Here is a 25,186-nt window from a genome sequence, read left to right as displayed (position 1 = left end):
CATGGCTCTTACCGATGAAGACTTCGAACTGCTCGGTTCTCTTCGCGGGATGCGTGTGTTTGCCACGACGCTGCAGGAGATCGTCAACGATCCCAGTCGTGACTTGGACTCCTTTGAAGACAAGATCAAAGAAGCTCTCGATGCTCTGGGGTTGCCCGCAAATCGTGGACACGTAGTAGAGCTACCTAGCGGTTAGGCAGCGATTTTTTCTTCGTTTCTGGTTTGGGTGATGTGATTTTCGAAATCGACAGGGCTGACCATCCCAAGGGCGGAGTGCCGGCGCCGACGGTTGTAGACTACTTCAATCCAGTAAGCCACAGCCTGACGCGCAGTATCGCGGGTTGCCCAGCGTTTCCGGTCGTAGAACTCGGTCTTAAGCGTCGACCAGAACGACTCGGCCATCGCGTTATCGAAACACACCCCAGTGCGCCCTACCGACTGAGCAACCCCTAGGTTGCGGCACACGTCCCAGAGCTGCTCGCTGGTAAATTGTGTTCCCCGGTCAGCGTGAAACACCAGCCCCTCAGGAACATCACTACGCAGTGTATGTGCCATCCGCAGCGCTCGTTCGACCAGGTATGTATCTTGCACGCTATCCATAGCCCAGCCCAGTACCCTGCGGGAATGACCGTCGCGAACTGCGCATAAGTACAACCAGCCCTCGCCGGTGCGCAGGTAGGTAATGTCCGACATCCATACTCGATTGAGCTCGCCGGCATCAAACATGCGCTTTACCAGGTCAGGAAGAGCAGATTTACGCTTAGATTGAATCGTTGTCACCGGCACAAAAGCACGCGGTGAAATCCCTTCAATGCCCATCAGACGCATCCGCTTGGCCACAGTCTTGCGATTCACACTGATCTGGTAGCGCTCACCTAGCTCTGCGGTGATCCGCGGAGCACCATAGACCTCATCGGAGTCTTTCCAAATCTGATGAATCTTGCGATCAACATCATCGTAAAATGATGCACGATCATCCTTACCGGTTAAGCGTTGCTGCTGTATATGGGTCCATTTGTAGTATCCAGACCGAGATACCTTCAACAAGCGCGCCATGCGCTTGATACTGAAATTCGCCTTCTCCTGCTGCATTAACTCGAACTTTTCTCTTCGCGTTGCCTTAAAGCGAAGAAGGCTGTCGCTTTTGACAAAAACTCATTATCCATCTTGGCTTCTGCCAGCTCACGACGCAGACGAGCATTCTCCGCACGAAGATCAGCCTCGCTTAATCCATCGGAAGATCCTTAGGCGTTGACGCTCATTTTTTACCCATCGGCCTAAAAGACCAGGTGCGACACCAATTTCTTTCGCTACATGAGCAATTGGGCGCTGCGATTCGATTACCAGGTTCGCGGCTTCGCGTCGATACTCAGGTGTGTATTTCTGGCGTTGTTGACTCACAATGAACATCCTCTCTTACGGACACAAGATCCGCACTAATCGGGTGTCCACTAAACGAGGGTAACCTCAGCTCAGGTAGCTGCACGTGATTCGAAAGTAATCGAAAAACTCGTCAAAGCCGCCAAGCTACCCAACGCGCTTGCGGCTTTGGAACGCTTTGAAGCACACAGCAACCGAGGGATCACTCCAGACCGTATTGAGCGGTTAGCTACCTGCGACTGGATTACCTACGGCAGAGATCTAACCATCGTGGGAGCTACCGGCACCGGCAAAAGCTTCCTCGCCCAAGGCCTAGCCGTGGCTGCGTGCCGGCATAAACTAACCGCACGCTACTTTAGACTCGCCGACTTAGCCGACGAGTTCGACGCCACAGCCGACGCTGCCTATGAGCGCAAAGCCCTCCTTGAGGAACTGACAAAGCCGGCTGTGTTGGTCATCGACGACTTCCTGGCCACGGACGTATCTGCCTTCGCCTTAGCCCAGGTATTCAACCTCCTGGTCAAGCGGGAGCATTCCTCAACCGTCATCGTCAGCCAGCACGAGCCGGAATACTGGTACAGCGTCTTTAGTGAAAACGCGATCGCCGACGCTGTCCTATCCCGACTTGCAAACAACGGCAGCAAACTCACCCTCATCGGTGAAGACATGCGCACCCGTGACGACTTCCAAGAAGAAAGGGGAACACTTAGCAAACAGCTCAAGCAACGTCAACGGTCCAAACGATAAGCGGGGGTAAAACCGGCTACCGGGCGGCTACCGCCACCCCGGTACCTGGTACCGCCTTACCGGTCCCTAAAACAAGCCCGCGTCACTCTCCTGTGACGTGTCCCGAATCTTGTTGCTAGGAACTTACTCTCATGTCGGGTGAGCCGCCGGAAAAGTCCTCGGCGTAGGACCAACAGATTGCAAAAGAGCATCTGCCTACGAGGCAGATCACCATGGTGATCTGCTCTGTTAGGGCGCTACCGCCCCTCATTCCTACTGCTCTTTTCTCGATCCTTCGCCGCCCATCATGCTCGGTCTGGTGCACCGAGGATTTACTATCCGTAGCTTCGATATAAGCTTAGAAGAGGCATCTTCTTCATGAGCTGATCCTCAAGTGCCTAGACAGTCATACTTCGGCCGAGAGTTAAGGAACACCTTGCGATTTACACTCATTTCCACTGCCACAGCAATCATCATGACGCTGGCGGGAGCTAGCGCATTTTTCATCCCTGCATTCATCGCAGTCGGAATTGCCATCGACGGCAACAACCGGAAAAACCGTACAGCCTAAAATTATTGACGCAGGTCCAGACAAGGAGCTGTGGACCGGCTGGGATTGGGCTGCACGCGTCTTTGACTCGCAGATTAGGTGCGAGAAAGGCATGCGAACAGGCTGGGCTCTCCCAGCCAGTTAAAACGCTAGGCCCAGCCATACTAAAAGTCTCGAGACACCATAGGAACGATGTCTCGAGACTTCAGAGCGTGCCCCCAGTGGGACTCGAACCCACACTGAATCGATTTTAAGTCGACTGCCTCTGCCGATTGGGCTATGGGGGCGGGCGCAAGGAATAGTGTAGGACACTATTCCTAAAAAGAGTTAATGAGGGGTCGATTCACTAACCAGACCAGCAATGATGCCGTCCAGGATGTCTTTTTCACTGATGAAGAAGCTGCGTGCATCGCTAGTGCGCTCGATGAGCTGCATGATTCCTTCAACTGCTACTGCCCCACCGCCGATGACATCGGCGCGGCCAGGGTGAATGACGGGATTCAGGGCGCGTTCCTCCGAAGGGATGCTGACGAGTTGCTTGAGCAGCACTCGCAGGGCATCAAAACGTAGCTCCGAGCCGTGGATCGCATCGGGGTCATAGCGCTCTAGGCCCTGGGCCAGGGCGGATAGCGTGGTAAACGTGCCCGCACAGCCCACAATGGTGCGCGCCTTGGACATGGGGACGATCTTTTCCACCTCGCCCATGCGCTCTGCCACGTATTCGGAGGCAATCTCGATTTCTGATTCCGTGGGCGGGTCGGTGCGCATGATGCGCTCTGTCAGGCGCACGCAGCCCATGTACGCAGAGTGCGAACCTAGAATCTCTTCATCTGCGGTGCCCACGACGAATTCGGTGGACCCGCCACCCAAGTCAATGACGCAGAAGGGACCGCGGTCCGGCTCCATATCGGCGACCGCGCCGTTGAAGGACAGGAGTGCTTCTTCTTCGCCGGATATAACCTCCGCCTTTGCGCCGGATTGGATCTGCCCCAAAAGCTCGGCGGTCATATCGAAAAATTCCTGCTGGTTCTTCGCATCGCGGGTGGCACTGGTTGCCACCATGCGCACGCGGGTAACCTTCTCGAACTTCATCTGGCGCACATAGCCCTCCAAGGCCACGCGGGCGCGCTCTAAGGCATCGGGCGCGATTTCACCCGTTGCATCCACGCCTTGGCCCAGACGAATGATTTCCATGGTGCGGGTGATATCGCGCACCTTGCCGTCTTCATCGATTTCAGAGATTAAAAGGCGAATGGAATTGGTACCGCAGTCAATGGCTGCCACGCGAGTCATGTCGTACTCCTATTCAGCGTTGGAAAAATCGAACTCCGCCAAGTCAATGCCCAGCTCTTCCACCGTGGGCCAATCCTGCGGAATCGCCGTACCGCGTAGCTTACCGTGGTCGGCCGCCATTGCCACGGCCTCGGTGCCGAGGCGGAAGTGCTGGGGGCCTTCGGCAAGCGCATAGGCGATGAGCACGTGCAGGCACTTCACCCGCTCGGGCATGCCGCCGCCAGAAAAATCTGTGCCCAAGTCCTCAATCTCATTGCGCTTGGCCAAGAAATGCTCATGGGCCTGGTGGTAGTCGGCAGCAAGCTCCTTATCCTCGGCCAGGCGGGACTCCATCCACTTCATCACGTGGGCGACCTCCAACCGGGAGGCTTCCGCGGTCAGGCGGGGATCGGTGAGGTAATACAGTGTGGGAAACGGGGTGCCATCCGGCAACTTGGGAGAAGTTTTAATCACGGCCGGTTGGCCATCCGGTGTGCGGAACGATACCTCCAGCACGCCGCGTGGGGTGCGGCCCAATTGCTCGGAAACGATGGCTAAATCTGCATCAGTGACGGTCATGCGAACAATTATCGCACATCGTCACTCTCCTCAGACGCTGGCTCAATTGGCAGGTGCTGCGACTCGCCCGCTGGGGCCTCTTCTTCCGGCGGCTGCGCCACCGAATCCCACAACACCTCAAACCACGGGCGCGAATCTTCCTGCGACTGACCATCGGTAGTGACCTGGTCATCGGGCTGAATATTAGGATCGAGGATGCGGTACGCGGTCTCACCCTGCTCTACCACGCCGAAGCGCCGCCGGGCTTCCTGCTTGATAAAGTCCTCTGATTTATATTTATCGATCTCTTCTAATAGAGCATCTTTTTCATCCTGCTTCGCCGCAATCGATTCATTCAGCCGAGCGATTTCGGAGCGGCCGTGGTAGTAATTGCGCAGCGGCACCGCGATGATGACGAGCACCACCAACACAAAAACAACGATGACGGTCATGCCAACGATGCTCATGCGATCGGGCTTGCGGTTCTTCTTTTCCTGCGCCCGCTGGGATTTGCGGATATCCGCAGCACGCGAGGCCACCGGAACCCTAGTGCGGCTCCGGCGGCGCTCCGTCTTCTTCTCACGTGCCATAGGGTTACTATCCTAGCGCCGCCACACCAGTAACACAGGCGTGGCACGCGCGGAATTTCATCAACTTTCTCAGGCGCTCGAGATGCTCAGAACGAGCAAGCCCCCACCGCACCTTTTCGGGGCACATCGGGGGCTAAATTCCTAGCGGCGTCTAGCTTCTAGACTAGACCGCTAGGCCTTAAGCGTTGAAACGCGGGAAGGCGGAGCGGCCGGCGTAGACGGCGGCATCGCCAAGCTCCTGCTCAATGCGCAGCAGCTGGTTGTACTTAGCCACGCGCTCGGAGCGGGCCGGGGCACCGGTCTTGATCTGGCCGCAGTTGAGGGCGACGGCCAAGTCCGCAATGGTGGTGTCCTCGGTCTCGCCGGAGCGGTGGGACATCATGGTGCGGTAGCCATTGCGGTGTGCAAGCTCTACGGCATCGAAGGTCTCGGTCAAGGTACCAATCTGGTTGACCTTTACCAGCAGCGCGTTGGCCGCCTTCTTATCGATGCCCTCCTGCAGGCGAGCCGGGTTGGTGACGAAGAAGTCATCGCCGACGATCTGGACCTTATCGCCAATAGCGGCGGTCAGGGTGGTGTAGCCTTCCCAGTCGTCTTCCTGCAGTGGGTCCTCGATGGACACGATGGGGTACTCGTTGATGAGCTCCTCGTAGACCTTGGACATCTCCTCGGCGGTGTGCTCGCCGCCTTCGAAGTGGTACTTGCCGTCCTCGTAGAACTCGGAGGAAGCGACGTCGAGGGCCAAGGCGACGTCCTTGCCCGGCTCGAAGCCGGCCTTCTTAATGGCCTCAACGATGACGTCGAGCGCAGCGCGGGTGGAATCGACGGAAGGAGCAAAGCCGCCCTCATCGCCCAAGCCGGTGGACAGGCCCTTGTCCTTCAGGACGGCCTTCAGGGAGTGGTACACGCCAGCACCGATGCTGAGGGCCTCGGTGAAGGTCTCCGCACCGATGGGGGCAATCATGAATTCCTGCACATCCACGCCGGAGTCAGCGTGGGAACCGCCGTTCAGGATGTTCATCATGGGAACGGGAAGAACGTGAGCGTTCGGGCCGCCAATGTAGCGGTAGAGCGGCAGCGCGGCGGACTCGGCGGCAGCCTTAGCGGTAGCGATGGACACACCGAGAATGGCATTGGCGCCAAGGCGGGACTTGTTATCCGTGCCGTCCAGCTTGATGAGCGCCTGGTCAATGAGGCGCTGGTCATCAGCCTCGAGGCCAGCGATTTCATCGCCGATTTCCTCGTTGATATTCTCTACGGCCTTCTGCACGCCCTTGCCTAGGTAGCGGTCGCCGCCGTCGCGCAGCTCGTGTGCCTCGTGCACACCGGTAGATGCGCCGGAGGGAACGCCGGCAACGCCGTGGGCGCCGTCGTCCAAGAAGACCTCGGCCTCTACGGTCGGGTTACCGCGGGAATCCAAGATTTCGCGTCCAAATGCGTGGATGATACCAGCCATGCTGTAACTCACTCCTTATAGATGATGTTCGTCGCTGAGCCAGTTAGTTCAGTTACATGCCCAATTGTTCCAGAAAACCGCCACGCGTGAGGCTAGCGAGCCGGTTGCGGGACCGAGTAGGCATTGGCCGCATGGGCTACCTTGTCCAGATATTCCCTGGACTGGTTGTAATTTAAGATGGCCTCTTCCCACTGATCCGGGTCATTGAGATCCCTATCACCAAAGCACAAGAGGTTCGCCGCGCCCAGGGCGGCATCGTCAATCTGGTTCGGGTCGGCCTTGCCATCGCCATTGGCGTCGCCGCCGGCGGACTCCCACGAGGTAGGGATGAACTGCAAGGGACCCACCGCGCGGTCAAATTCCGTATCCCCGTCGATTTCGCCGTTATCGGTATCCGGGGTGTGCGCGGTGTTATTCGAGCCATCCAGGGTGATGCCGACGATCGGCGGCTGCGGGTAGCCGTTGTCATCCAGCTTGGAGGACTTAAACCAGTTGCCGTTATAGGTACCGTGCCGAGTCTCTACAAAGCCCAAGCCTGCCAGGGTATTCCACCGCAAATTGCAGCCCGGGTGCTGCTGCCGGGCGATAAGTTCGGCGTTGCCATAGGCGCGCAGCGCCTGCGGCGGGATATCGGTAGCTTCCGCCAGATCCGATGCCCAGTGGGTGAGCTTATCGGCCGTGCGGCCCGGCGCGTTGACATCGATATTGGCCACCTCTTTTCCACCTACGGGCGGGGTGGCGTCTGGGACCGAAGAATCATCGGTGGAATTGGATACAATTAGCCCCATTACCAGCGCAATGATGATTACTACGGCTAGCCCGCAGCCCCCGATTGTTCGCAGCAGCCTGTTCATGAGTAGCCATCCTACTAAGTGAAATTCACCCCGCCGGATAACTACACGCGCCCGCCGCGCGTAAAAGTCCCTGCGACTTTCACCCCACTTTTACTCCCGCGATTTCCCCTCCGCCCAGAGGCGGTTTTGTTCTTCTACGCCCACTATTTCCGCCGTGCCATCAAAGAGATACGGCGCGCGGGAGCGCATCTTGCGCACGAAACTTGTGGCGACATCGTCAAGCGAGAAGGTAGAAATCTCGGCGTGAAAAAGCACCTGCAGGAAAACATCCCCAAGCTCTTTGAGCAATTCCTCCTCGGGTGCGTGCTGGCGCACGGCTGCTGCAAATTCCCCCGCCTCCTCTTCTAGGTACGGCAGGAGCGATTCATGGGTCTGCTCGCGCTCCCATTCGCCGATACGGCGGGCCGTTGCCATAGCGCTGCGCGCTTGCATCACGGCATCGTCAAGCGACTCGGCCCTAATGACCTGTTCCCCGGTGGCAATGCGCGCCTGGGTTTCCGGATCGTGTTCATCGGTGGTGACCAAGGTGCCGGTGGCATCATCGCCACTTAAGAGATCCGAGAAGTTCCACCGCACTGATACCGGTACTTCCCCGGTGAACTGAACGGGGCCATATAACTTGCCATAGGCGCGCATGGGGATCATGGTGGGCCAGCGTTCATCGAGCAACAGGACTGTCATAGCTACAAAGTCTATCCCGTGTGTTTTCTCAAGTTCCCTTTAACGGGGCAGGCGCGGTACTTTAGGCCAATGACCTCCAGCCAAAATAAGTCCCACTCGGTGTCATTGTGGACGCTTGTCGCGCTGATTATCGGATCCACCGTCGGCGCGGGCATATTTTCGCTACCCCAAAATATTTCCTCCGTGGCAGGCCCAGGTGCCATGCTCATCGGTTGGTTGGTGGCGGGTATCGGCATGCTGTCCGTTGCCTTCGTCTTCCAGATTTTGGCGTACCGAAAACCCCACCTTGATTCCGGCGTCTATTCTTATGTGCGCGCTGGCCTGGGTGATTTCATCGGCTTTACCTCAGGCTGGGGCTACTGGCTGGGCTCGGTGATGGCGCAGGTGGGTTATGCCACGCTGTTTTTCAATACGATTGGGCATTACCTGCCGCTTTTCGATGCCGACCACCAGTGGGCGTCCGCCATCGCCGTCTCCCTTCTATCGTGGGGAATCTTCGCCGTTTTGGCCCGCGGGGTGCAGCAGGCCGCATTCATGAACCTGGTGACGACGATTGCCAAGATCGTGCCCATCCTGGCCTTCATCGTCTTGGTCGCGTTCATCGGCTTTAGCTGGGATAAATTCACCCTGGATTTCTGGGGGCGAAATTCCAATGCCAGCGTCTTTGAGCAGGTCCAAGGCATCATGCTCTTTACTGTCTGGGTCTTTATCGGCGTAGAGGGCGCCTCCGTCTATTCCAAGCAGGCCGCTAAGCGCACGGATGTCGGCCGTGCTACCGTCATTGGCTTCTTCTCCGTGCTGGCGCTCTTAGTCTCCGTATCCACCTTGAGCTTTGGCGTGATGACCAAAGAGGAGCTGGCCGCGCTGCCGGATAACTCCATGGCTTCGGTGCTTACGGAGGTCGTCGGCCCTTGGGGCGGCGCGCTGATTTCCATCGGCCTGTGCCTCTCGGTCCTCGGTGCCTACGTTTCCTGGCAAATGCTGTGCGCTGAGCCCATCGTCATGATGGCCATCGATGGCCTCATTCCCCGCCGCATCGGCACCATCAATGTGGCCGGCGCCCCGTGGGTGGCGCAACTGATTTCCACCTCCGCAATCCAGATCTTCATCGTCGTCTTCTACGTCAATGAGGCGTCCTATGCCGCGATGGTGCAACTGGCCACCATCATGTACCTGCTACCCTATATCTTTTCCTCGCTGTATCTGCTACTGCTAGCGATACGTGGAAAGGGCGTTACCCACCCACACGCCGGAACGCGATTCGACCTGTCTGGGCCAGATATTCCCAAACGCGAAAACCGGCGCCACTTTGGCATCGCGCTAGTGGCCTTCGTGTACTCGTTGTGGCTAATTTACGCCGCCGACCCGGTTTATATTCTCTTCGGCGCCCTCGCCGTCGTGCCGGGACTTATCCCATATGTGCTCACCCGCCTCTCGCGCCGCGAGAAGCTTTTTAATGGATTTGAGTGGTCAATCGTCATCGTTGTGCTGGTTGCCGCTATCATCGCCGCGGTCGGCCTCACCCAAGGATCACTGGAACTCTAGTCTCCCTGCCCCACCAAAAAGGGCTACATCGGCGCGCTCGCCCGCCATCGCAAGTGGTCTTGGACACAGACAGTTTAGTACGGTAATTACACCCCACTAATTCTTGTGAATATCACTTTTGGAGCACTTGTGACTCAAACCAATGCGAGCGTTATGCCCTCTGCCACTCCTGCTGGTTCAGACCCCGCGGTAGACAAGGCCTGGGCGGAGCGGATTAAAGAGTTGGCGGAACAGCGCAATGCGGTGATCCTGGCGCATAATTACCAGATCCCGGAGATCCAGGACGTTGCCCACCACACCGGCGATTCCCTGGCGCTGTCCCGCAAGGCGGCAGAAACCGATGCAGATATCATCGTCTTTTGCGGCGTGCACTTCATGGCGGAATCCGCCAAAATCCTTTCGCCAAATAAGAAGGTCCTCATCCCCGATGAGCGCGCCGGGTGTTCCCTGGCAGATTCCATCACCGCAGATGAGCTGCGCGCATGGAAGGCCGAGCACCCCGATGCCCTAGTGGTCAGCTACGTCAACACCACCGCCGAGGTCAAGGCGCTGACCGATGTCTGCTGTACGTCCTCCAATGCCGTCGACGTGGTCAATTCGCTGCCGGCGGATAAAGAAATCCTCTTCTGCCCCGACCAGTTTTTGGGCGCCTACGTCAAGCGCGAGACCGGCCGGGAAAATATCCGCATTTGGGCCGGTGAGTGCCACGTGCACGCCGGCATTAGCGCCCAGCAGCTAGCCCAACAAACCCAAGATAACCCGGACGCGGACCTGTACATCCACCCGGAGTGCGGCTGCTCCAATTCCGCTTTGTACCTGGCCAACGAGGGCTTGGTGCCGCAAGAGCGCGTGCACATGCTCTCTACCGGGCAGATGATCACCCAGTCCCAGAAGCAGCCGCAGAACAAGGTGCTCGTTGCTACCGAGACCGGCATGCTGCACCAGCTGCGCCAGGCCGCGCCGGATATCGATTTCCAGGCCGTCAATGACCACGCCGAGTGCAAGTACATGAAGATGATCACCCCAGACGCCTTGGAGCGCTGCCTGGTGGAAGAAACCGATGAGGTCACGGTGCCAGAAGATATCGCGAATGCGGCGCGCAAGTCCCTCGAGGCCATGATTTCCATTGGCAATCCCGGCGGGGGCGAGTAAATGGACAACCTGCGCCTGCCGGATTGCTCCGCGCTCATTGCCACGGCCTTGGATGAGGATTTCGCTTACGGGCCCGATTACACCTCGCTTGCCACGGTGCCGGGTGAGAATCGTTGCACGGCGGAGTTCACCGCGCGCGAGGCCGGCGCCATCGCAGGCTTGGGCCTTATCGAGCAGGTCCTTGACGCGACCGCCCAGCGCTTGAGCCAGTGGGGCGTGGATACAGGCGCCGCGCTTGCCGATGCCCCGACCTCCACCATCACCCTCCACTCCACCGACGGCGACAGCGTTACCCCAGGCCAGGTCATCGCCACGGTGCAGGCCCCTACCCTCTTGGTGCTGGCAGCTGAGCGCACCATGCTCAATATGGTCTCGCACGCAAGCGCCATCGCGACGCAGACCCGGTGTTGGGTCGATGCCATCGCGACAACGGCGGAGGAAACGGGGACTCCGGATAGCATTAAGCAGGCCCAGGTGCGCGATACCCGCAAAACCCTGCCTGGCCTGCGGGCGCTGCAGAAATACGCCGTGCGCGCCGGCGGCGGGGCAAACCACCGCATGGGCTTGGGCGATGCCGCCATGATTAAGGACAATCACGTACTCGCCGTGGGCGGCAGCGTGGCCACGGCCCTGCGCCGCGTGCGCGAGCATGCCCCGGATATCCCCTGCGAGGTCGAGGTCGATACCTTGGACCAGCTCGAGGAGGTCCTCCCGTTGCACCCGGATATGGTGCTGCTGGATAACTTCGCGCTTGCCGATGTCCACACCGCCGTCCACCGCCGCCAAGCGCTCAGCCCAACCACGGCGCTAGAAGCCTCCGGCGGGTTGCAGCTTGAAAACGCCGGCGAGTACGGCACCTCGGGCGTGGACTATATCGCCGTCGGCGCCCTCACCCACTCGGTTCGCGTGCTGGATATCGGCTTGGACTTCTCCTAAGCGCCGAGGGGCTACGCGCCCTTCGGCTTCTCGCCCATCGGCTACTCGCCTACGCTGATGACCGACCCGGCGCCGGCTTCCTCGCCGGAGACGTTGATGGGTTGGACATCAAAAAGCGCGCTTAAGAAGTCCGCTGCCCACTGGATAAGCTCCTCATCGCGCAGCTTGGGCGAGGTGACATTGCGCCCGGCCTTGGGGAAGGGCACGTTGATGGCCTTGGCCGCAGCGCGGAAACTCGACCCCGGGTAGAGGCGCTTCAAACGGACCTGCTTGGAATCCGGCAGCTCCACCGGGTGGAATTTCACGCGGGTGCCCTGCACGGTAATGTCTGCCACCCCGGCGCGGCGGGCTTGGTGGCGCAGTCGCGCCACGGCGAGCAAGCGCTCGACCTCCTTGGGCAAGGTACCGAAGCGGTCTTCCATTTCCTCCCGCGCCGCCGTGAGATCCTTGTTGTCCTGCGAGGCCGCGAGCTTGCGGTAGACCTCAAGGCGCAGGCGCTCGGAGTCGATATAAGACTCTGGGATGTGCGCATCCACGGGGAGATCGATGCGGATTTCCTTCGGGCCTTCGTCTGTTACCGCAGGTGCCTCGCCGCGGGCCAGGGACTTGAAGGCCTCGACGGCCTCGCCGACCAAGCGCACGTAGAGGTCGAAGCCCACACCTGCGATGTGGCCGGATTGCTGGGCACCCAGCACGTTGCCGGCACCGCGCATCTCAAGGTCCTTCATGGCCACGGCCATGCCGGCGCCCAGATCGTTGTTCTGGGCGATGGTGGCCAGGCGGTCATAGGAGGTCTCGGTCAGCGTGGCGCCCTTGGGGTACAGGAAGTAGGCATAACCGCGCTCACGGGAGCGGCCCACGCGCCCGCGCAACTGGTGCAGCTGCGACAAGCCCATGTGGTGGGCATTTTCCACGATTAGTGTATTGGCATTGGCGATATCCAGGCCGGTTTCCACGATGGTGGTACAGACCAAAACGTCATACTCACGGTCCCAGAATCCCTGGACGGTCTTTTCCAGCACGTCCTCATTCATCTGACCGTGGGCGACGACGATGCGCGCTTCTGGCACCAAGTCGCGCAGTTCGCGCGCCTTCTTTTCAATATCGGAGACCTTATTGTGGATAAAGAAGGTCTGGCCATCGCGCAACAGCTCGCGCCGAATGGCTGCCGCGACCTGCTTGTCCTCGTAGGCACCAACATAGGTCAGCACCGGGTGGCGATCTTCTGGCGGGGTGAGGATCGTCGACATTTCGCGGATGCCGGCCATGGACATCTCCAGCGTGCGGGGAATCGGCGTCGCGGACATGGTAAGCACGTCGACGCTGGCTTTGAGCGCCTTGATGTGTTCCTTGTGCTCCACGCCAAAGCGCTGCTCCTCATCGACGACGATAAGGCCCAAGTTCTTCCAGTGCACGCCGGTTTGCAGCAGGCGGTGCGTGCCGACGACGATGTCAATCGAGCCATCGGCAAGCCCCTTAAAGATCTCCGTGGCTTCCTTCTTGGAGGTAAAGCGCGAGAGCACCGCTATCTTGACGGGGAAACCGGCCATGCGCTCGCTAAAGGTATCGTAGTGCTGCTGTGCCAGCAGTGTGGTCGGCACCAGCACGGCGACCTGGGTGCCATCTTGGACCGCCTTGAAGGCGGCGCGAATGGCGACCTCGGTCTTGCCATAGCCCACATCGCCGACGACCACGCGGTCCATCGGCACTGTGGATTCCATGTCCTCTTTCACCGCGTCGATGGCCAACATCTGGTCTTCGGTTTCGACGAAGGGGAAATTATCCTCCATCTCCGCCTGCCAGGGGTTATCGGGCGCGAACTGGTGGCCCGGAGCGGCCTGGCGCTTGGCATAGAGATCCACCAATTCGCCAGCGATCTCGCGCACGGCGGCGCGCGCTTTTTTCTTGGTGTTCTTCCAATCCGAGCCGCCCATCTTGGATAGGTGGGGCGATTCGCCGCCGGTGTACTTGCTGAGCAAGTCCAGCGAATCCATCGGCACCCACAGCTGGTCCGCCGGCTGCCCGCGCTTGGAGGGCGCATATTCCAGCACGATGTATTCGCGCCGGCTGGTCTCATCGCCGGATTGGATGGTGCGCTCGGCCATCTTCAAAAACTTGCCGATGCCGTGCGTTTCATGCACCACAAAATCGCCCTGCTTGAGCGCCAGCGGATCCACCTTATTGCGGCGCTTGGCCGGCCGCCGCTTAGCGTCTGCAATATCGCCAACGCGGTTGCCGGTCAGGTCCGTTTCCGTGACCACGACGAGCGGCAGCGCCTCAGCGTCTTTGAGCTTGCGCACCTTGGGAAAGACCAAACCGGCATGGCTGAGCGCCTGATACAAGGTGACCTCGCCCGCGCTGGGTTCCCAACCGGGGGTGGCCACCTTGGTGCGAATGCCCTGCTCGGCAAAGCGCTCCACCATGCGCTTGATGGCGCCCTGGGCAGGCGCGATAAACGCCGCGCGCCCGCCTGCGTTGGTATGCGCGAGCAGCTGGGCCATCATGGCGTCGATTTCTTTGATATCTCCGCGCGGGGTGGGCCCGGGCTCGAACTCGAGCGGCAGGGTTTCTTCCTCTGGCCCGGCCAGCATACCCGGTGGGGAAAATGTCCACAGTGGCTGCCCGGCCTCGCGAATGGAGACCTCCAAAGACTCAAAGGAGCGGTAGCTCGAACCTTCAGTATCGAGCCCTTCCGTGGACAAGGGGCCATCCGCGCCCATGGCGGCGGCCTCCCACCCGGCGGCGAGGAATTCCGCGTCGGTCTTTTCCAGGTCCTCCACGCGGCGCCTGATCTTTTCCGGTGCCACCATCACCACGTGCGTGGCGGCGGGAAGGAACTCGGAGAGGGTGATCAGTGGGGCATCGGAAAGCACGGGCAACACCGCCTCCATGCCCTCTGCCGGAATATGCTCGCTGACCTTGGTGAGCAGCTCCACCAGCGCTGGGTTTCCGGTATGCGTCGACGCCAGTTTGGCCGCGCGCTGCGCCACCGCATCCGTAATCGGCAGCTCGCGGGCGGTAAAGATATCCACGCGGCCGACCTCGATTTCCGGGATGGTGCGCTGGTCAGCGACAGAGAACTGGCGGATATCGGTAACCTCATCGCCCCAAAACTCCACGCGCACCGGGTAATCCAAGGTGGTGGGAAAGACATCGATAATGCCACCGCGGGTGGCAAACTCACCGCGCTTAGCCACCATGTCCACGTGCTTATACGCCCTAAATTCCAGGCTGCGCACCACATCATCAAAGTTATATTCGTGGTCTTCTTCCAGATGCACCGGGGCGCGGCCCTCGATGTCCTGCAGGATGGGCTGGGAGAGCCCGCGCGCGGCCGTGACAATAATGCGCAGGTCATCAATGTTGTGCAGCACCTGCGCGCGCTTGCCGATGATATCCACGCCCGGGCTCAGCCGCTCGTGCGGCAGCGTCTCCCACGACGGGAACATCGCGACTTTATCGCCCATCATCGCGGTAAGCTCCGCGGTGAGATCCTCCGCCTCGCGGCTGGTGGCCGTGACCGCCAGCACCGGCGCGTGGTGGGCCAAGGTGCCAAGAGCCCAAGGGCGCGCCTGATCAATACCCGTAATGTGCAGGTCCTGGCCCACATTGGCCACAAGCCCCTTGAGCTTCGGGTCCGTGGCCGCGACCTTAAGCAGACCTGCCAGCATTGGCGTCGCCATTTACTTCCTGCCTCCTAGCTTGGGCTTAATTTCCATACCGGACAAACCATTCCAGCATAGATTGACTATATGCGTAGCGACGACTTCCTTATCCGGTTTATCCGGGCTGCGCTCATCCAACCACCACTGCGCTGTGGTAGAGACCATGCCAACGAGGGCCTGCCCATAAATATTGGCTAACTCCGGATTAATACCGCGGTGCTCAAAAGCTTCGCCCAAGATATAGGCCACCTGCCCCACCGCGGCATTCAGCAGCGTGGAAAAACTGCGTTCCTCGCCCGGCTTCGAATCGCGCACCAAGATGATGAAACCATCGGTTTCTTCCTCAACGTAATTCAGCAGCGCCATTACGGCCTGCTCGATGCGCTCGCGCCAGCTGCCTTCTTCTAAAGAATCCTTAATGACTTTTTCCAGCGCCAGCATCTCCCGATCCACGACCACCGCATACAGGCCTTCTTTGCCCCCAAAATGCTCGTAGACCACCGGCTTCGATACGCCGGCGCGGGACGCAATCTCTTCAACGCTGGTGCCTTCAAACCCCAATTCCGCGAAGGCGGCGCGCCCAATGGAAATCAATTGCTCGCGGCGCTCGCGTCCGGTCATTCTCTGTCGAACCATGCCTTCTACCATATCCTTTGCCCCACCCCTACCTAGTAATTTGTTATTTACCCGGGGGCGTCAGGTACGCTATAGCTACAGCAATCGCTGTGGTTCCCCATGGTGTAATCGGCAACACTGCGGTTTTTGGTACCGCCATTCTAGGTTCGAGTCCTGGTGGGGAAGCATTTTCGCAGCCCTCTCTAAAGGCATAAACGCCGGCGAGAGGGATTTTTTAGTTTTCTCTTTGCAGTGGCCTCAGAAAAACAGTCACCAAGAGAATCGCCCAAACGCGAAAATCTACTAATCTCAGGGCTCGCTGTCTTTAGCGATCACATTCATCGGCGGCAAATTAGTGCTCCTTCTTCCCTCTCCCTAGGACCAATAGATCAACCCGCGGAAAGAGGCCCTGCGCAGGCTCATCGATGCCATCCCTCCACGTATTTATCCCCCTGTAGATCCTCAAGATACGCAGAGATTGACCTCCCTAAGTTTTAGAGGAAAAGTAAAACACACCTGACTCATTCCTGTGTGTTCCGACACAAAAGCTGAATATTTTATAAATAAGCATTAGTATGTTTCCGGTGTAAACACCCACCTTTTGAAAACAAAATTCCATCAAGGAGGAATCATGCTGCGCAAAGCATCCGTCGGACTTACCACCCTGGCCATCGCCACCACCACCGCAGTGGCACCGGCACTCGCTGAAGACACCACTCCCGAAACCACTGCAGCCGAGACCACCGCAGCGGTAGAAACCACCACCGAGACCGCCCCAGAGCAGGATGACAACGGCTCCTCCAAGCTCAACAAGGAGAACATCCACGACAAGCTGGACGAGCTCTCCAGCAAGCACCAAGATAACAAGCAGGATCTCGGCGACAAGCACGAAGAGCACAAGGAAAACTTCCACGCCAAGCTCGACGAGCTCTCCAGCAAAACTGATGACTTCAACGAAAAGGCCGAAAAGTTCATCAAGAACATTGACTTCAGCAAAATTCAAGACGCACTGAAGGTCATTGAAAAGATCATCGAAATCTCCGCTAAACTCGCCTAACTCAAACGATCTCCACAATTCCACCAATGCTCTGGGTGTATTCCAAACACCTAGAGCATTTCTCTTTTCTCAAATTCACCGAGCTAGTCCCCTCCTAAAGGGCAGAACCCCTCCAAGATTAAGGGACACCGGTCATAAGAAACCGTCCAGTGCGCCACGTGCGCATTGGACGGTCTCACTGGGTTCCCAAAAGAACCAATTATTGAGCGCCCTGTATAGCCACAAAGCTAATACAGAAGCGGGATGGGACCTGACCCCCCGACGTGTCCACTGTCCGGGGTCAGGCCCGTATAGACGCTGCCATGATCGGAGTGGAAAATCGCCCCGTCAAGGTTGCCTCGGACCCCGTGGGCCATCGTGAGAGCTTCTTCGACCAACTCCGTGCGCATGTGGTCGGCGATCGCGAAACCGGTCAACTGCCGCGAATAGCAGTCGATGACGGTGGCCAGGTACATATTCGACCCGTCCGCGATCGGCAGGTACGTGATATCGCCGACGTAGATGGTGTTCGGTTTCTCCGCGGTGAACCGGCGTTTCAGCAGGTCGGGCAACTTCGGAGCCCGTTTCGCAGACACGGTGGTCTTCACCCGGCGTTTTTTGGTGTAGCCGAACAGGCCCATCTGGCGCATCAACCTGGCGGTGCGCTTGTGATTGAAAAGGTCGTCGTTGGCTGGATCGGAATTGATGGCCGCCGTCACGCGTTTCGCCCCGTAACAACCGTTCTCGGCCGTGAACACGGCCTTGATCCTCGCTCCCAGCACCGCGTCGTCAAGGACGCGTCGCCGGCGGGCAGGAGCAGCTGATTTCCATTTGTAATACGAGGACCGGTTGATCTTCAAAACCTCACATAACCGCTTGACCTCGTAGAGGCCTCGGTTGTCATCAACGAACCGGAAGCGGTTCACCAGTTCGTCTCTTCCGCGAAATATTTGGCCGCCTTGCGGAGAATCTCTCGTTCCTCCCGGAGCTTGGCGTTTTCGCGTTCCAGCACGCGGATGCGTTCGGCGTCGGAGAGTCCTTCAGCAGGCGTGCGTGCGCTGTTGGCTGCGGCAATGGGGCTGGCGACTTTTTCACCGTTGGCGTTGGTTTTGGTGCCGGTGCCGAAGGCGTCGAGCCAGGTGCGCAGGGAGTTGCGGTTGACCCCGAGATCGGAGGCGATCGCGTTGAGCGTTGCTCCGGGGGTCGACTCGTACAACGAGACTGCGTCGCGCTTGAACTGCTCGGTGTAGGTCTTGCGTGGCATGGTGGAAAGGTACCTCACTTCCCAGCGAGATGCTGGTTTCAAGGTGTCCACCATCTGGGGGTCAGGTCCCCGTCACGCGTTTCGCCCCGTAACAACCGTTCTCGGCCGTGAACACGGCCTTGATCCTCGCTCCCAGCACCGCGTCGTCAAGGACGCGTCGCCGGCGGGCAGGAGCAGCTGATTTCCATTTGTAATACGAGGACCGGTTGATCTTCAAAACCTCACATAACCGCTTGACCTCGTAGAGGCCTCGGTTGTCATCAACGAACCGGAAGCGGTTCACCAGTTCGTCTCTTCCGCGAAATATTTGGCCGCCTTGCGGAGAATCTCTCGTTCCTCCCGGAGCTTGGCGTTTTCGCGTTCCAGCACGCGGATGCGTTCGGCGTCGGAGAGTCCTTCAGCAGGCGTGCGTGCGCTGTTGGCTGCGGCAATGGGGCTGGCGACTTTTTCACCGTTGGCGTTGGTCTTGGTGCCGGTGCCGAAGGCGTCGAGCCAGGTGCGCAGGGAGTTGCGGTTGACCCCGAGATCGGAGGCGATCGCGTTGAGCGTTGCTCCGGGGGTCGACTCGTACAACGAGACTGCGTCGCGCTTGAACTGCTCGGTGTAGGTCTTGCGTGGCATGGTGGAAAGGTACCTCACTTCCCAGCGAGATGCTGGTTTCAAGGTGTCCACCATCTGGGGGTCAGGTCCACTGACATGCGCAAAGCCACCGCCCCAATAGAACCGGACAAATAAAGCAAACAGCCGGGCCGACGAAGTCGGCCCGGCCCCAGTACCAACTACCCAGAACACGACAGTACCGGGTCCCCAGAACACCGGTACCAAAAACTCGCATCTGACAGTTTAGACCGCGCATCGCTTAAAAAGAAGAATTCAACTGCCAAGGTTCCTATATCACCCACTGACGCCTGAATATGCAGCAACTGTTCGGAAAAGGCGGGAAAGTACTTCCCGCCGCGAGTATTCGAACTATTCCGCCGTGATTTAGCTACTAAACGTCACGTGTCTCTTAACGGGAAGCAGTTGATTACTGTCACACAGGGTTAAACTGCCCTTTTACTTCTTGGCGTAGCGCATTCCTTCTATCACGTCGTCATTGTCAAAGATAATGGGTTGGCCGTATTCCAGATCGGGGCCGTCATCGTATTTATGCATCAGGTAATCATTAAGCTGCTGCATATCCTTCACCGTCACCGCCTGATAAGGCATGTCGAAGGCAAGCTTCTCCAAGAATAGGTAGCCATCCTCATACGGCACGGCAACGCCGGTATGCCCGATGAAAAGCGTGGCCGGTTCTGTCAAGGTATCGTGCGAGAATACCGACACCACTCGGGCATCTGTATCCGCAAACTCGATGCCGCGGTCTTTAAAATAAGCCTTGATATCGGCAATGTGCTGTCCGGGATCTTGCTCCATGGTAGTTTCCACATTCCCATAGAAGGCCTCAAACTTGGCGCGCTCGGCTTCATCAAAGATTTGATCCGGCGCGTTGTCTAGGGACTGTTGGTCTAGGAACAACAAGGAGTCATTGGGGTTGTCCTGGTCATCAACGGAAAAGAGCGAATCCGCCAGGGTAAAGGTATTGATGCGGCAATTGGTACCCACATAATCCGCATGGTGGTCATTCCACGCCTTTGAAATGGCCTCCACATCGTATTCTGGGTCCTGCTTCCTGTACTCCGCGAAGCCTTCGGTCACCATGCTGTCCGTCGGTACAGCAGTGTTGTATTCGTCTACCAGCTCAAAAAAGCCATCGATGCTTTGTTGTGGCACTCCGGCACCGGCAAGCGCAGTGCGGGCCACCTCTTGCGATTGCTTATCGACGAGATTGCTAATAGTCATCCCCGCCAGTAGCTGCGCCGCATCGGCATCTGCGGTCGGAATCTCCGTGTGCTGTTCGCTCGCCGCCTTTGACTGTGCGCCGGCACTGGAGGTCGACGCAGAGTCGGAACTATTCGCAGCCTGATTCGTCTCCCCACTATCTGGATTCGAGCAAGCCGCTAACAATAAACACGCTGTCACGGTAGGGACAGCCAGGTAGGAAAAGCGCATCATCACATGCTAGCGAAAAATGGCCCACACAAGATAGCCCCCTCGAAAAATCGGGTAGCAAGGACTCCCAACGCATCTCGGTTCACCACTTGTTTGTTCTTTGAGGAGAAGCCACCACTATCCAATCTCCAGCATGAGCAACAAAAGTATAAATCCTTCAGCCGGAGATATCCTCATCAAACATCTTCTGATCCACCTTAATGGCAACGGCGGCTCCAGCGCCCATGGCTTGCGGCATTTGGTCTGGGGAGCTTATGACATTTCCTGCAGCCCAAATACCCTCCAGTGACGTCATCCCAGAGTCCGCTTTAACCCAACCGTGTTCTACAGCGCATCCGGCTTGCTTAAGTAGTGAGTCATTAGGAACAAATTCGGGACCGGTAAAACAAGCTTCGTATTCCTTCTTTTTCTGCCCAACGTCAAGTACTACGCCGCCATCAAAGCGTTCAGATTCTCTAACCCCTTGCACCGAATTAGGTTCAATTGTGATTCCTAGCGATTCCATAAGGCGTTTTTCATCCTGGGAAAGCTCCAGCCCATGTGGATAGAAAGTCACTCGATCCGTCCACTTAGTGAGCAGCTTCGTTATACGGAAAGTAAATGGAGGGTTCTTCCCACCAATAACGACCAGGTTCTTATTTTTGGCCTCATAACCATGGCAATAAGGACAGTGAAAGACCCGGTTGCCCCACAACTGTTCAAGGCCAGGGATGTCCGGCAATTTGTCAGTGATACCTGTAGCTACGATTACATGGCTCGAGTAAATGGCGTCGCCGCTTTCCAATTCGGTTTTCCACCTATGCGAGTGGTCCTCAGCAGGCATAAGCGACTTCGCAGTTTCAGGGATGACCTCTCCGCCGAACGATTGAAATTCTTGGCGGCCACTTTCCAGCATTTGAACAGGCGATGCAGATTCGAATCCTAAAACTCCGTGGGAATGCTCGCTAAACCTATTGCGTGGCTGATCTGAGTCCACTAACGCGACAGACCGATTCGCGCGAGCCAAGGTAATAGCCGCAGAAGTGCCCGCGAATCCGCCACCAATAATTACTACGTCCACTCTCATAGAAATCTTTTCCTTACCCTACTTTAAGCCAAGGAAAGTCAAGGCAATCTACAATTTTCGTACACATAGGCGATTTTCCTTGCTCGCCTGCATACTTATGTCCGAACCAGTTGATTTAGTTAAACCATTGCTACTTCACACTACAGCCAGATGCTGGGGGTGTGCATCGGCAATAATCACTCATTATCTCTCTTCCGAAAGACCAAAGCGTTGGACAACTCTCCTTACTCGTCTCCCTCCCTTGAAACTCCTGCGCCACTTCCATCAGCAAACGTGGAAAAGCCGCTTTTAAAGCGGTGGTTGGTTCTGGCTATTGTTTATTGGGGCCGCCCTCGTGGTGTTTGTGGCCTTTATTTTTTCCATGCTGAAAATAAGCGAAGCCCAAGACACTGAGGCCGCTTTAGACAAATGCCGCGAGGATGTAACCCGCCGTGCCAAGTACCCCGGTGGAGTCAGTTTTCCAGAAGATATTGATATCCAGTCGGCAGATTCAATAACTGAATCGCCACGTACATACCACGCCTTCGGCCACGTTGATTTTCCCAATGGATTTGGCACTCCAGTCCGAGAGTTCTATTCCTGCAACATTGTCGTTGATTTGGGAGATATTCAAGACAGTACCGTCCGTTGCCAAGGATCCGCTGCGCTAATCGCTCTCGACCACTGCTGCGCTTTTGCAGCCAATGTCGGAAAACTTTCCTCTTTCCCTCTCTCACTCACTTTGAAAGGAACCCACACCATGTCCTCTCCATCCCCCTATTCCGATAATTCTCAACCGGCTGGTCAACCAGCAGCTGGGCAGCCGGCTTCTGAGCAGCCCCAAAAGAAAAAGGGCGGCTGCCTCAAGTGGGGCGCAATCATCATCGGTGTCCTCATCATTATCGCCATCATCGCCAATATGGGCGGTAGCGACGATAAAACCAGCGAAAGCTCTACGGACCAGACCACCCAGCAAGGCACTGTAGAGGCCGCCCCGGAGGAAGAAGCCCAAGAAATAAACGCGGACGACGATGCTCGCGATGAGCACGACAATCAGCCAGAAGAACGAAGCGAAGACCAAGATGTCCCGCGCGAATTCAAGAATGCTTTGAAGAGTGCCAAGGTGTACTCAGATACCATGCACATGTCCAAGCAGGGATTGTACGACCAGCTCAGCAGCGAGTACGGCGAACAATTCAGCCCGGAAGCCGCCCAGTACGCCATTGATAATTTGGAAGCGGACTACCACGATAATGCTCTTCAAACGGCCCGCGATTACGAAGAAACGATGAGCATGTCACCCAATGCTATCTATGACCAACTCGTCAGCGAATACGGTGAAAAATTCACCGCAGAAGAAGCACAGTACGCAGTGGATAATCTGTAGTCGTACCCCACAGGGTACTAGCGCAACTCCGCCGAGGGACCTTGCTCTTGCTTGAGGGCGACGCTTATAGTCGCCCTCACTAGCATTGCGGCAATGTTGCACTCGAAAGGATTCCTGCCATGACCGATCCACACTCCACGTCTACCCCGGAACCTGGTGATGACGATTCCCAGAAGCCATTGCCCCTAACCAAGGATCCGTTCCTTAGGTGGAGCGTTCTTGTCCTTATTATCCTTGTCATCATCGCCATCGTCACCAACCTGCCTTAAAGTCGGCCACGGTACGGTCCTACGCGCCGTCTAAACCGCTAGCGTTTGCGCCGACCGCGGCGAAAGCCTTTTAGCTCCGCCTTCTTCGCAATCGCGGCCACCTGTGCCGCGGTGTAGTTCACTGGCGCGACTCCGGCGCGGGGCAGGACCCATCCCCGCCAGTAGGAAATGATGGCCATGCCACTGCCGATGATTGGGGAAACCACCATCCCCATGGCGAATTGGTCATTGGATGCAAAGGTCACCATGACGATGCCTGTGACGATAGAAGGCACCGCATAGAGGGGGCTGCCGCCAAAAATGGACGGGATTTGTCCAGAGGCGACATCGCGGACCATTCCCCCGCCGACGGCGGTTAAGACACCTAAAAACACGCACGGGATCATGGGCATACCCGCAGCCAGTGCCTTCACACAACCGGTGGTAGACCACATACCCAAAATGATGGCATCGCCGTGCTCGCGGAAAATCTCCCACGCCTTTCCCTTCAGCTCCATGAGGAAGGCGGTCAGCGCCCCGGCACAGGCAAGGCCCAAGTACCAAGGATCTGAAATAGCGGCGGCAGGGCCATCATCGATAAGCATGTCGCGGATCATGCCGCCAGCCAGGCCGGAAAATAAGGCGAGGAAGATAAATCCCACGATGTCGAATTCGCGGCGGCGAGCAATCGTGCCACCGATGATGCCGTTCAAGGCCACTCCGATCAGATCGAAGGCCTGGTACATCGTGTTGATGAGGGGATCCACGTCATGCATAACAACTACTGAACATAGCCGATCGCAGCGGTTTCGCCCTTTCCAGGGGTAGGAAGCGAGTAAAGTTGATCGACGGTCTCTTCTGACCGGATTACAGTGTTATCCCGCTTTGTCTCGGTTATCTCGAAAGTTCTTTCATGTCTAACTCAAATGCTAGGTACTTCATCTGGTCCAATGGCCTGCAAAATTTAGGCGACCAGATCGTTGCTTCCAAAACGGTGCTGCCAGCGCTGTTTAATGCGGCAGGCGTCCCCGCCTTCTTTACCGGCCTGCTTACCCCTATCCGGGAATCTGGCTCCATGCTGCCGCAGGCCGCTCTTACCCCCTGGGTGACCACGCACCGCGCCCGCAAGCGCCTGTGGATGATCGGCTCGACCGGCCAAGCCATCTCCGCCGCCGTGATTGCCCTTGCCGCATTCTTTATCCGCGGCGCATGGCTGGGCGTGGTCGTGCTTCTCGCCCTGGCGGCGCTTTCCCTGTTCCGCGCGTTGTGTTCCATCGCCGGCAAGGACGTGCAGGCGCGCACGATTTCCAAGGGCCAGCGCGGCCGGGTCACCGGATCCGCAGCGGCCTTGGGCGGCGGGGCCACCCTGCTGGCCGGTGTCATCTTATTCCTCTTGGGGGATCTCACGATTTCCACTATGGGCATCGTTTTATTGGTCGGCGCTTCTACTTGGGGCATTGCCACGTGGGTATTTTCGCACGTGGAAGAGCCAGTGCCGGAGGGGGAACAATAAGGCATCGATAAGAGCTGGTGGTCAGATACCTGGAAGCTTTTTACTGGCGATGCCCAGTTCCGCAACTTCGTCATCGTTCGCGCTCTGTTGCTGGTCTCGGCGCTTTCTACCGCATTTATCATACTGCTGCACGATGACCTTTCCGGCATCTACGGCTTCGTGCTTGCCTCCGGCCTGGCTTCGCTCGTAGGCGGGCGCGTTTCTGGCATATTTTCGGATAGATCCTCCAAGAACACTATGGCGGCTGGTGCGGCCATTTCCTCCGTCATCATTCTGCTCATCGTGGCTAGTTCCCACTGGGCCCCAGACTCCGTGAATGCTTGGGTCATGCCTCTCGGCTTCTTTGCTGTCAACCTCGCGCATACGGCAGTCCGCGTGGCCCGAAAGACCTACGTGGTGGATATGGCGGGCGGCGATAAAAGGACGCAGTACGTGGGTGCCGCGAATACAATGATGGGCATCATTTTGCTCATCATGGGTGGTATTTCCTCCGTCATTGCTCTCGCGGGACCAGAAGCGGCGTTGATTTTCTTGGCGCTCGTTGGCTTTATTGGAGTGTGGCGCGCGGGCAGCCTTAAGGAGGTTTCTCGCACATAGTTGAAATAGGGACTATAAGATGAAGCCCGAAGAACTAATCAAACTCAACCCCCAGGAGTTTTGT

19 protein-coding genes, 1 tRNA gene and 5 pseudogenes are annotated in these 25,186 nt (G+C 57.7%); 10 read left to right on the top strand and 15 right to left on the bottom strand.

Annotated features, from left to right (window positions below):
- Nucleotide 1: 1 nt before the first annotated feature.
- Complete coding sequence (locus tag ACLI1O_RS04330) at nt 2-196, top strand: hypothetical protein (protein WP_284849815.1); 195 nt, start codon at nt 2-4, stop codon at nt 194-196.
- Here ACLI1O_RS04330 and ACLI1O_RS04325 read toward each other — a convergent pair.
- Nucleotides 193-1,410: pseudogene (locus ACLI1O_RS04325) on the bottom strand (IS3 family transposase). The gene ACLI1O_RS04330 and the pseudogene ACLI1O_RS04325 sit on opposite strands and share 4 nt — an antisense overlap.
- Before the next feature lie 69 nt (nt 1,411-1,479).
- Between ACLI1O_RS04325 and ACLI1O_RS04320 the strand changes: the two are divergent.
- Nucleotides 1,480-2,127 (top strand): annotated as a pseudogene (locus tag ACLI1O_RS04320) (ATP-binding protein); the annotation flags it as partial.
- 415 nt (nt 2,128-2,542) lie between these two features.
- The gene (locus tag ACLI1O_RS04315) at nt 2,543-2,677 is read left to right on the top strand and encodes a hypothetical protein (RefSeq protein ID WP_284831898.1); all 135 of its coding nucleotides are present in this window, start codon (nt 2,543-2,545) and stop codon (nt 2,675-2,677) included.
- A gap of 192 nt (nt 2,678-2,869) precedes the next feature.
- Here ACLI1O_RS04315 and ACLI1O_RS04310 read toward each other — a convergent pair.
- The 7 genes from ACLI1O_RS04310 to ACLI1O_RS04280 all read right to left on the bottom strand — a co-directional run bounded on the left by ACLI1O_RS04310 (nt 2,870) and on the right by ACLI1O_RS04280 (nt 8,067).
- Nucleotides 2,870-2,943, bottom strand: a tRNA-Leu gene (locus ACLI1O_RS04310).
- Between the two features lie 40 nt (nt 2,944-2,983).
- Nucleotides 2,984-3,949 carry a Ppx/GppA phosphatase family protein gene (locus tag ACLI1O_RS04305; RefSeq protein WP_005280018.1) on the bottom strand — a complete coding sequence of 322 codons (966 nt, stop codon included), beginning with the start codon at nt 3,947-3,949 and terminating at the stop codon, nt 2,984-2,986.
- Nucleotides 3,950-3,958: 9 nt separating this feature from the next.
- Nucleotides 3,959-4,507, bottom strand: coding sequence for a DUF501 domain-containing protein (locus tag ACLI1O_RS04300; protein ID WP_023026136.1), 549 nt, complete (start codon nt 4,505-4,507; stop codon nt 3,959-3,961).
- 8 nt (nt 4,508-4,515) lie between these two features.
- Nucleotides 4,516-5,076, bottom strand: coding sequence for a septum formation initiator family protein (locus ACLI1O_RS04295; RefSeq protein ID WP_411706976.1), 561 nt, complete (start codon nt 5,074-5,076; stop codon nt 4,516-4,518).
- A 178-nt stretch (nt 5,077-5,254) separates the two neighbouring features.
- Entirely contained in the window at nt 5,255-6,532 is a 1,278-nt protein-coding gene (gene eno / locus ACLI1O_RS04290) for a phosphopyruvate hydratase (protein ID WP_023026132.1), read from the bottom strand.
- A 92-nt stretch (nt 6,533-6,624) separates the two neighbouring features.
- The gene (locus ACLI1O_RS04285; protein WP_239270115.1) at nt 6,625-7,386 is read right to left on the bottom strand and encodes a lytic transglycosylase domain-containing protein; all 762 of its coding nucleotides are present in this window, start codon (nt 7,384-7,386) and stop codon (nt 6,625-6,627) included.
- Between the two features lie 90 nt (nt 7,387-7,476).
- Nucleotides 7,477-8,067 carry a MazG nucleotide pyrophosphohydrolase domain-containing protein gene (locus tag ACLI1O_RS04280; RefSeq protein ID WP_239270116.1) on the bottom strand — a complete coding sequence of 197 codons (591 nt, stop codon included), beginning with the start codon at nt 8,065-8,067 and terminating at the stop codon, nt 7,477-7,479.
- A gap of 69 nt (nt 8,068-8,136) precedes the next feature.
- On the opposite strand from ACLI1O_RS04280, the gene ACLI1O_RS04275 reads away from it, so the two are divergent.
- The 3 genes from ACLI1O_RS04275 to nadC all read left to right on the top strand — a co-directional run bounded on the left by ACLI1O_RS04275 (nt 8,137) and on the right by nadC (nt 11,700).
- Nucleotides 8,137-9,612 carry an amino acid permease gene (locus ACLI1O_RS04275; RefSeq protein WP_239270117.1) on the top strand — a complete coding sequence of 492 codons (1,476 nt, stop codon included), beginning with the start codon at nt 8,137-8,139 and terminating at the stop codon, nt 9,610-9,612.
- A 129-nt stretch (nt 9,613-9,741) separates the two neighbouring features.
- Nucleotides 9,742-10,764 (top strand): quinolinate synthase NadA, encoded by a 1,023-nt coding sequence (nadA, locus tag ACLI1O_RS04270; protein ID WP_370657804.1) that lies wholly within the window; start codon nt 9,742-9,744, stop codon nt 10,762-10,764.
- Entirely contained in the window at nt 10,765-11,700 is a 936-nt protein-coding gene (gene nadC, locus ACLI1O_RS04265) for a carboxylating nicotinate-nucleotide diphosphorylase (protein ID WP_239270118.1), read from the top strand.
- Nucleotides 11,701-11,741: 41 nt separating this feature from the next.
- Here nadC and mfd read toward each other — a convergent pair whose 3' ends face one another.
- Together mfd and ACLI1O_RS04255 are read right to left on the bottom strand one after the other, a co-directional pair.
- Nucleotides 11,742-15,383 (bottom strand): transcription-repair coupling factor, encoded by a 3,642-nt coding sequence (gene mfd / locus ACLI1O_RS04260; RefSeq protein ID WP_239270119.1) that lies wholly within the window; start codon nt 15,381-15,383, stop codon nt 11,742-11,744.
- Nucleotides 15,384-16,001 (bottom strand): TetR/AcrR family transcriptional regulator, encoded by a 618-nt coding sequence (locus tag ACLI1O_RS04255; protein ID WP_005282075.1) that lies wholly within the window; start codon nt 15,999-16,001, stop codon nt 15,384-15,386.
- A 610-nt stretch (nt 16,002-16,611) separates the two neighbouring features.
- Here ACLI1O_RS04255 and ACLI1O_RS04250 point away from each other — a divergent pair.
- Nucleotides 16,612-17,037, top strand: coding sequence for a hypothetical protein (locus ACLI1O_RS04250; RefSeq protein WP_239275864.1), 426 nt, complete (start codon nt 16,612-16,614; stop codon nt 17,035-17,037).
- Nucleotides 17,038-17,324: 287 nt separating this feature from the next.
- On the opposite strand, the pseudogene ACLI1O_RS04245 reads toward ACLI1O_RS04250, so the two are convergent.
- From ACLI1O_RS04245 to ACLI1O_RS04230, 4 genes and pseudogenes are all read right to left on the bottom strand, one after another.
- A pseudogene (locus tag ACLI1O_RS04245) lies at nt 17,325-18,280 on the bottom strand (IS3 family transposase); the annotation flags it as partial.
- 70 nt (nt 18,281-18,350) lie between these two features.
- Nucleotides 18,351-18,901: pseudogene (locus ACLI1O_RS04240) on the bottom strand (transposase); the annotation flags it as partial.
- A 435-nt stretch (nt 18,902-19,336) separates the two neighbouring features.
- Nucleotides 19,337-20,122, bottom strand: coding sequence for a DUF4300 family protein (locus ACLI1O_RS04235; protein ID WP_239269133.1), 786 nt, complete (start codon nt 20,120-20,122; stop codon nt 19,337-19,339).
- 367 nt (nt 20,123-20,489) lie between these two features.
- On the bottom strand, nt 20,490-21,398 hold the full coding sequence (locus tag ACLI1O_RS04230; protein WP_239269134.1) for an NAD(P)/FAD-dependent oxidoreductase: 909 nt from the start codon (nt 21,396-21,398) through the stop codon (nt 20,490-20,492).
- Between the two features lie 739 nt (nt 21,399-22,137).
- Between ACLI1O_RS04230 and ACLI1O_RS04225 the strand changes: the two genes are divergently transcribed.
- Both ACLI1O_RS04225 and ACLI1O_RS04220 read left to right on the top strand, forming a co-directional pair.
- Complete coding sequence (locus ACLI1O_RS04225; protein WP_239269135.1) at nt 22,138-22,764, top strand: Ltp family lipoprotein; 627 nt, start codon at nt 22,138-22,140, stop codon at nt 22,762-22,764.
- Between the two features lie 119 nt (nt 22,765-22,883).
- Nucleotides 22,884-23,033: a hypothetical protein gene (locus ACLI1O_RS04220; RefSeq protein WP_239269136.1), complete on the top strand. Its 150-nt coding sequence runs from the start codon at nt 22,884-22,886 to the stop codon at nt 23,031-23,033.
- A gap of 38 nt (nt 23,034-23,071) precedes the next feature.
- On the opposite strand, the gene ACLI1O_RS04215 is transcribed toward ACLI1O_RS04220, so the two are convergent.
- Complete coding sequence (locus ACLI1O_RS04215) at nt 23,072-23,788, bottom strand: trimeric intracellular cation channel family protein (protein ID WP_239269137.1); 717 nt, start codon at nt 23,786-23,788, stop codon at nt 23,072-23,074.
- Between the two features lie 137 nt (nt 23,789-23,925).
- On the opposite strand from ACLI1O_RS04215, the pseudogene ACLI1O_RS04210 reads away from it, so the two are divergent.
- Nucleotides 23,926-25,122, top strand: a pseudogene (locus ACLI1O_RS04210) (MFS transporter).
- Nucleotides 25,123-25,186 lie beyond the last annotated feature (64 nt).

It is taken from the genome of Corynebacterium sp. LaCa78, from assembly GCF_046717505.1.
Lineage (GTDB): Bacteria > Actinomycetota > Actinomycetes > Mycobacteriales > Mycobacteriaceae > Corynebacterium.
The sequence above is the reverse complement of the archived record's forward strand: the minus strand, read 5'-3'. Positions and strand labels throughout refer to the sequence as shown.